General features: G+C 68.0%; 7 protein-coding genes and 1 tRNA gene. 5 read left to right on the forward strand and 3 right to left on the reverse strand.

Annotation, left to right across the window (positions count from 1 at the left end):
* Window positions 1-19: 19 nt before the first annotated feature.
* Window positions 20-1,117, reverse strand: coding sequence for a calcium:cation antiporter (locus tag AC1ROW_RS15715; protein ID WP_493019832.1), 1,098 nt, complete (start codon window positions 1,115-1,117; stop codon window positions 20-22).
* A gap of 82 nt (window positions 1,118-1,199) precedes the next feature.
* Here AC1ROW_RS15715 and AC1ROW_RS15720 point away from each other — a divergent pair, with 82 nt between their 5' ends.
* The 4 genes from AC1ROW_RS15720 to AC1ROW_RS15735 all read left to right on the forward strand — a co-directional run bounded on the left by AC1ROW_RS15720 (window position 1,200) and on the right by AC1ROW_RS15735 (window position 4,940).
* Window positions 1,200-1,820, forward strand: a complete 621-nt coding sequence (locus tag AC1ROW_RS15720) for a DUF4232 domain-containing protein (RefSeq protein ID WP_493019833.1) — start codon at window positions 1,200-1,202, stop codon at window positions 1,818-1,820.
* Between the two features lie 65 nt (window positions 1,821-1,885).
* The gene (locus tag AC1ROW_RS15725; RefSeq protein ID WP_493019834.1) at window positions 1,886-3,163 is read left to right on the forward strand and encodes a chloride channel protein; all 1,278 of its coding nucleotides are present in this window, start codon (window positions 1,886-1,888) and stop codon (window positions 3,161-3,163) included.
* A gap of 141 nt (window positions 3,164-3,304) precedes the next feature.
* On the forward strand, window positions 3,305-4,567 hold the full coding sequence (locus AC1ROW_RS15730) for a S1C family serine protease (RefSeq protein ID WP_493019835.1): 1,263 nt from the start codon (window positions 3,305-3,307) through the stop codon (window positions 4,565-4,567).
* Window positions 4,568-4,760: 193 nt separating this feature from the next.
* Window positions 4,761-4,940 (forward strand): hypothetical protein, encoded by a 180-nt coding sequence (locus AC1ROW_RS15735; RefSeq protein WP_493019836.1) that lies wholly within the window; start codon window positions 4,761-4,763, stop codon window positions 4,938-4,940.
* Window positions 4,941-5,244: 304 nt separating this feature from the next.
* Here AC1ROW_RS15735 and AC1ROW_RS15740 read toward each other — a convergent pair whose 3' ends face one another.
* Together AC1ROW_RS15740 and AC1ROW_RS15745 are read right to left on the reverse strand one after the other, a co-directional pair.
* Complete coding sequence (locus tag AC1ROW_RS15740; RefSeq protein ID WP_493019837.1) at window positions 5,245-5,925, reverse strand: class I SAM-dependent methyltransferase; 681 nt, start codon at window positions 5,923-5,925, stop codon at window positions 5,245-5,247.
* 403 nt (window positions 5,926-6,328) lie between these two features.
* Window positions 6,329-6,404: transfer RNA gene (locus tag AC1ROW_RS15745), tRNA-OTHER, on the reverse strand.
* 829 nt (window positions 6,405-7,233) lie between these two features.
* Here AC1ROW_RS15745 and AC1ROW_RS15750 point away from each other — a divergent pair.
* Complete coding sequence (locus tag AC1ROW_RS15750) at window positions 7,234-7,443, forward strand: hypothetical protein (RefSeq protein ID WP_493019838.1); 210 nt, start codon at window positions 7,234-7,236, stop codon at window positions 7,441-7,443.
* Window positions 7,444-7,809: the final 366 nt, after the last annotated feature.

Consider the following 7,809-nt stretch of genomic DNA (forward strand, 5'->3'; position numbering starts at 1 on the left):
AGCGTACGCCCGGCCTGCCTCACGGCACGATCGACAAGAAGATGAACGCCGCGAAGATGATCAGGTGGATGCCGCCCTTGATGCGTGCAGCCTGTCCCGGCATGATCGTCAGGATGCTGATGACCACCGTCAGGATCAGCAGCACGATCTGACTCGACCCGAGCCCGAGGTGCAGCGGTCCGGGCAGCCAGATCGACGCCACCGCGATCGCCGGGATCGTGAGACCGATGCTCGCGATGGCCGAGCCGAGCGACAGGTTGAGGCTGGTCTGCATCCGGTTGCGGCGCGCCGCCTTCGACGCGGCGATGCCCTCCGGGAGCAGCACGAGCAGCGCGATGATCACACCGACGAACGACTGCGGGAGGCCGATCCCGGTCACCGCGCGTTCGATCGGAGTGGACTCCAGCTTGGCCAGCCCGACCACGGCGACGAGCGCGACGAGCAGGAGGCCGAGGCTGATCAGCGCGGTGCGGGTCGTCGGCGCGTCGGCGTGGCTGTCCTCGGTGAGCGGCCTGCCCTTCGGCGAGACCGGGAGGAAGAAGTCGCGGTGCGCGAACGTCTGCGTGAAGACGAACATCCCGTACAGCGCGACCGACGCGATCGCGGCGAACGCGAGCTGGCCGGACGAGAACTCCGGCCCGGGCGTCGCCTGCGTGAAAGTCGGCAGAACCATCGTGAGCGTGGCCATCGCCGTCACCGTGCCAAGAGCAGCACCGCTGCCCTGTGCGTTGAATGTGGTGGTCTCCGTGCGTCTGGCGCTGAGCAGGAGGCTGAGCCCGACGATGCCGTTCATCGTGATCATCACCGCGGAGAACACGGTGTCCCGGGCGAGCGTCGCGGTGTCCTTGCCGGTGGTCATCAGCGTCACGATCAACGCCACCTCGATGATCGTCACCGCCACGGCGAGCACGAGCGACCCGAAGGGCTCGCCGACCCGGTGCGCGACGACCTCCGCGTGCTGCACGGCGGCCAGCACCGTCCCGGCCAGCACGATCGCGATCAGCGCGACGGCGACGGGCTCCAGCTCGACCGTCCAGAACACCACCAGGACGACCACGCCGATGATGGGGACGAAGACCGTCCAGTAGCGTGCCAGCCAGGTTCCGAGCGCTCTCATGTCTTCATACTGTCAGGGCGACTCGGGCCCGGGCGGCGAGTCCTCGCGGCGGCGGACCCTCCGGCGTGCTGAGAATAGGGGCATGTCCGCCTCGAATCGCGCCGCCATCGCCCGGCCCGCTCTCGCCCTCGCGCTCGCGGCCGTCTTCGCGTGCGGCCTCACCGGCTGCGCGGCCGGCTCGAACCCGTCGTCGTCGCCCGCCTCGTCGGTCACAACGCCCGACGCCGGGTCGGACACACCGCGCCCGACCGCGACCAGCACCTCCCAGCCCGTGGAGGGCCAGTGCGCCACCTCGAGCCTCTCCGGCAGCATCGGCAAGGGCGGCGGTGGCGCGGCCGGCAGTGTCGAGGTCACCCTCGTCCTCACCAACAACGGCTCGACGCAGTGCTCGCTGCAGGGCTGGCCGGGCGTATCGTTCGTGGGGGAAGGCAACGGCACCCAGCTCGGCAACGCGGCCCAGTTCGATCGCAGCAAGCCGCACGACACGGTGGTCCTGCAGCCGGGAGGAGCCGCGCAGGCGCCGCTGAAGATCACCCAGGCCGGGAACTACTCGGACGCGGACTGCAAGCCGCAGCCGGCCGACGGGTTCCGGGTGTACCCGCCTGGATCGACCGAGTCGCTGTTCGTGAAGGACGCCGACTTCACGGCCTGCACGTCCACGACGGTCAACCTCCTCACGGTCGGCGGGCTCGCGGCGCCCTGATCGCGGACCCCCCGACCGTGGGCGCCCGACCGGACGCGCGACCCGGCCGGCAGTAGCCTGAGAGCGTGCCCACCTCCCGACGCGTTCCCGTGCGCGCCACGCCCGCGTGGCTGGCCAGGCTCGTCGTCGTCACCGCCCTCGTCGGGGTCGGCGCCGGGGTGGGCGGCGGGCTGGTCTACCTCGGCCTGCACACCATCCAGCACCTGGCGTTCGGCTATTCGGAAGGGACCTTCCTCGAGGGACTCCTCGACGCTCCACCGGTGAGCCGGGTCGTCGCGCTGGTCCTCGCCGGCGTCCTCGGCGGCGTCGGCTGGTTCTTCCTGCGCCGCTGGGGACGCCGCAGCCCCGCGCGCGCCATCGTCTCGGTGGAGGCCGCGGTCGGCGGCCGCAGGATGCCCGGCCTCGTCACCCTCCTCAACGCCGCCCTCCAGGTGATCATCGTGGGCCTCGGCGCCTCCATCGGCCGGGAGGTCGCACCGCGCGAGATCGCGGCCTGGTGGGCGTCCTGGCTGTCCGAGCGCGCCGGTGTGAGCGCCCGCGAGCGCCGGATCCTGGTCGCGTGCGGCGCGGGAGCGGGACTCGCGGCGGTATACAACGTCCCCTTCGGCGGTGCTGTGTTCGCCATCGAGATCCTGCTCGCCGAGATCAGCTTCGCGACCGTGCTGCCCGCCCTCGCCACCTCCGCGATCGCGGCGCTGGTCGCCCGGCTGGTGGTGCCCGCCAACCCGCTGTACGTCGTGGACCAGATCCCGCTGCAACCGCAGATCGTGGTGTGGGCGGTCCTGGCGGGCCCGATCATCGGCTTCGCCGCCGTCGGCTTCGTGCGGCTGACCCGCTTCGCCCAGAACCACCGGCCGAGGTCGTGGGGCATCCTGATCGTCATGCCGCTGGTGTTCGCCGGGGTCGGCGTGGTGTCGCTCTGGCTGCCCGCGATCCTCGGCAACGGCCGCTCGCTCGGCCAGCTCGCGCTGTCGGCCTCGCTGCCGGTCCTGGTGATCCTCCTGACGACGGTGGTCAAGACCGCAGCGACTGTCGGCACCATCGGCGCGGGCGCGGCCGGAGGCACGCTGACGCCCTCGTTCGCTATCGGCGCGGGCGTCGGACTGGCGCTCGGCGGCGTCTGGGAAGCGGTCTGGCCTGGCGAGCCGATCGCGGCGTTCGCCCTGCTCGGCGCGGCGGCATTCCTCGCCGTCACCATGCGCGCGCCGCTGACGGCGCTCCTCCTCGTGCTGGAGTTCACCAACCAGGGGCCGGACATGCTGGCGCCGATCATGCTGTGCATCGCGGGGGCCGTGGCCGTCGGGTACGTGCTGGAGCGGGGGCGGGTCACCGGGGTGGCGTGATCGGTGCCGTGACCCTCCCGTGACCCGATTCATAGCGATCTCTGGTTTTCTCCCGGCGTCGTCAAAACCTCCCCATCGCGGCCTCCCACACGCGTGCGGTGTGCTGTCGACATCAAGCCGGACGTCGAGAGGACCACAGTCATGGACGAGGTCGAGGGAGTTCCCTCCGAAGCAGCAGAACAGGGCGCGGCGCAGCCCACCGCAGCCGCACCGGTCCACACGCCGCGGCGCCGGCGCCGGCCCGTCGTCGTGGTGTGCACCGCGGTCGCCGCGACTGTCGCCGTGGGCTCGGCGTTCGGGCTCGGGGCACTGGCCTACACGGCGGGCTCCGCCGCCACGACCGCTTCCACGTCGTCCAACAGCGTGCACAACACGCTGAGCCGCAACGGGTTCGGCTCCGGCGGGTCCTTCACCGGGTCCTCCGCCCTCGCGAGCGCCACCGCCGCCGAGGAGGTGGGCGTCGTCGACATCACCTCGCAGCTCACCTACGCCCAGGCGGAGAGCGCCGGCACCGGCCTGGTCCTCACCTCGAGCGGCGAGATCCTCACCAACAACCACGTGGTGGAGGACGCCACGAGCATCAGCGTCACCGTCGTCTCGACCGGCGCCCAGTACACCGCGACGGTGGTCGGCACGGACGCCACCGACGACATCGCGGTGCTCAAGCTCAGCAACGCCTCCGGTCTCAGCACCGCGCACCTGGACACCTCGGGCAGCGCCGCCGTCGGCGACGCTGTCACCGGGGTCGGCAACGCGGGCGGCACGGGCGGCACGCCGTCCGCTTCGCCCGGGACGATCACGGCGCTCGACCAGACCATCACCACCCAGTCCGAGCAGACCGCCGTCTCCGAGACGCTGAACGGCCTCATCCAGACCGACGCCGACATCCAGGCCGGCGACTCCGGCGGCCCGCTGTTCAACACGTCGGATCAGGTGATCGGCATCGACACCGCCGCGGCCCAGGGCGGTGCGACCACCGCCGGCTACGCCATCCCGATCCAGAACGCGCTCACCATCGCGGGGGAGATCACCTCGGGGCAGGCGTCCTCCACGGTGACGATCGGCTACCCGGCCTTCCTCGGTGTGGAGGTCGCACCGAGCGACAGCGCGTCGTCCGGCAGCGGCTCCGGCTACGGCTCCTTCGGGTCGTCCGGGACCGCGACCGGCTCGGTGGCCGGCGCCACCATCTCCGGTGTCGTCTCCGGAGGGCCGGCCGAGTCCGCGGGTCTCGCCGCGGGCGACACCATCACCGCGGTGAACGGCACCACGATCGACTCCGCGCAGGCCCTCACCGCCGCGCTCGCCGCCCTCCACCCCGGCGACAGCGCGACCATCGCCTGGACCGACGCATCCGGCGCGTCGCACACGGCGCCGGTGACCTTGGCGCAGGGTCCGGTCGCGTAGACGCTGCCGGCAGGGGAGCGGCCCGGGTTTGGGCGCCCGGGGGCCTCGCCACTGTCACAGCTGCGCGTAACCTTCCGGGGCGCCCGGCCGATTAAGAGTGATGAGGACCCGCACGGCGTCCGTCCACCACTCGAAGTCAGGAAGAACCGGATGTCGCTCACGGCTGGCGATCTGGGGGTTCGTGGTCTCCTGCGTGAGCCTCTTCGTGTTCGGCTTCGTCGGCGCCTTCGGCGCTGCGCTTGCCGGTCGGGGGTTCCGGGCGGCGGCGCAGGGTCGCGCCAGAGGCAAGGGGTTGGCGATCGCGGGGATGATCATCGAAGCGGCCGGGTTCGTGTTCTGGGCGGTCGTGTTCGTCGCGACGCACTTCCGGTAGACCGCCAGAGCTACAGCCCTCAGCGGTCAGAGCAGGGGACGACTGGACCGGCTGATTGAGGTCAGCGTCTGACCGTTCGCGTCGTGCCGACTGAGCGCTGGAGACCCGCGACCAGCGGAGGCGGTCTTCGCGGCCGTTTCACCGTTCAGATCTTCTCCATCGCTCCTCAACGGGGGCCAGCGGCCCGACTTCGAGACGTGAAATGCCAATCCATCTGGACGGCGCCGACCCCGGCAAGCCCGCTAAGAATGACCGAACTGCTCCGTGCCCAGCGCGCCGACGGCACTGATCGGCGGAAGAACGCCTACTCGGCGGTCTCTTCCCAGCTGGGCGTGCCGGACATTTCGCGTCGCGGTGCCGCCACCGGCGCCTTGTCGAACACGATGACGCTGTCGTAGATATGCATGCCGCGGATGCTTCGGGTGAAGTCGTCCACTTCGAGGCTGGAGCCCTCGGGCGCGTGCCACGCGTGTTGTTGGTCGACCAGGCGCTTCGCGTACTCGATGAAGGAACCCGGATCGAGGTAGCCCCCGCCGTGCGATGCCCAATAGCTCGTGTGGAGGTCTTCGGCCAGGTACACGCCGCCATCTGCGACCGCCGGCCACAGTTCTTCGAAGGTTGCGATCTGCTGGCCCATCGTGTGGCCGCCGTCCTCGATCAGAACGTCGATGGACCCGATCCGCTCACGCAGTGATGCGAGAAATTCCCGATCCTCCTGGTCGCCGATGATTACTTCGGTTCCGGGGCCGCCAAGGGCGGCACAACGCGGGTCGATGTCCACCCCGAAGATCCGCGCTCGTCGGCCAAAATACTTCCGCCACATCTGAAGCGATCCGCCGTGCTGGACGCCGAACTCGACGACTGTGACCGGCTTGCCACGATATGCCGAGAAGTGCCGGTCGTAGATGTCGAAGTAGTGCATCCATTTGTCGATCATCCGGCCCTTATTGGCGCGGAAGTAACGCTCAAGTGGGTTCACGGTCATTACTGCACCCCGTCCAGTCGGAAGCTTCTTGATCGACAATATCGGTTCGGGTGAAATCATCTTGACGATCAGCCGGCGACAGAGATTGCGGTGTCCATACGGATCACCCCGACACCCAGACGGGTGCAAACACCTCGAAGGTGCAAGCGGGGTGCAAACGGTCGAGCGGCTTGCCGTCGAGCTGTTCGAGGCTGGCACGGACGACCTACTGGCCGCCGCCCAGAGTTTGCCGCGGAAGGTGAACAACACCTTTGCGTGTTCGTCGCGCCCTAGGTGCATTCGAGTGGCAGCCCGCCGTCGCCATCGATGATGGCCTGGTCGCCTCGAATGCTGGTGCTCGCTGGCCGAAATCGTAGCTTCCGATTCTGCCGCCGATGGGCTTGAACCCCTTTGATTTACTGGGTGGGCCCCGTGGGGCTCGAACCCACGACCCGCGGATCAAAGTCCGCTCGGGCTCCGCGCCAGGGGAGCTGGGGCTCCGACAATCCGCGGAATTCCGCGCATTTGGATCCCATTGAGATCACAATGACCACAGTCGACCTCATTCAAGTGTGGGCAAAATGTGGGCACGCGGCCCTGGAGGCGAGATCGTGTTATGTCTCAGGACATGGGTGACAAATCTGCACCAGGAGATCGGTGACAGTTCATGTGTCAGGACATCGGTACAGTCGGGGAATCGAGAACTGGGCGCCCAACCAGGACGAGTCCAATGCTTCGGCGGTTTCTCATGGGAACGGCGATGCTGCGTAGGTAGACGGGCATCGCCGTTCGTGGCGGTAAGCAGGGTTGAGCATGCAGCCTTGGACCCTTGGCCGTGCGCTGCTCGCTTGACCGCCGAAAGCTAAGTTATGAGCGGTGTTGGCGATTCTGCAGAGTCTTAAGCCCTGCTTTGGGCGTACGCGGTGGCGCGATGCTGTACAGAGTCGGCCGATCTATCACGGTCCGGCATGGGATCGGGGATCGGCAGCCGCCGACGCGACCTGGACCTGCGGTTGACGCGGGGTGGATGATCGCCAACGGCGGCCGGCTCGCGTCACTGCGACGGGGGGGTCGCGTGACGCGAGCCATCTCGACCGCACTCACGTGATCTGGAGTTGGTAAAGCGCACCGTCGATCCAGTGCACGAACGCACGCGTGACCGGGGTTTCCATCCTGTGTGCGCGATCGTATCCTGATCTGTGACGTAGGTAGACGCGACCGAGTCGTATCGAGTCCGAACCCTCTGCGAGAGTCGCCTTCATGTGGCTCAGCCGTGCGTGTGAACGGCAAGGCGGGGAAAGTCATGCTGAGTAGGGTTGATGAATCGAGGTGCAGGGCAGACGCTTCACCCTCTACGAGGGCGGTTCCTTCATCCTGTTTGAGGAGGACAGCGACGGGGCAGAGGGCTTGGGCACAATCGTGCGGTCGGACCCGGGGTTCGTTGTAACGCCCTGGTGGAAACCGGACCTGACGATCGTCGCTCCAACACTTCCTGAAGCGGTCAACAAGCTTGTCGAGATCGCGACGAATGATCATTGAGTGGTTTTCGCGGACTCCCGGGAGATGCGGTACTTGGCTCAGACCGTGGATTACGACCCGCGCGGAGCATCCGGCGGGCACTGGGTGATCGCGAGACAGACACGAGGACCAACGGGTTCGACACGGCTCATTCCTCAAAGATCGAGGAGAAGTGTCACCACCAAACAGGCCCGAAGTGTCACCGATCTCCTGAGGCAGATTTGTCACCCATGTCCTGAGACATCACACTGGAGGCGAGATCGGATTTGCCGCGATGTGCCACCAGATTAGGTGACGAATCTGCCTCAATGGTGGCGTCCCGTTGAGTGGTGGAGTTTCTCGACACCGTGCGGGATCAGCTGTTGGTGATTATGCCGCAGTGAGTTC

Source organism: Leifsonia sp. GW821-FHT13C09, from assembly GCF_058806435.1.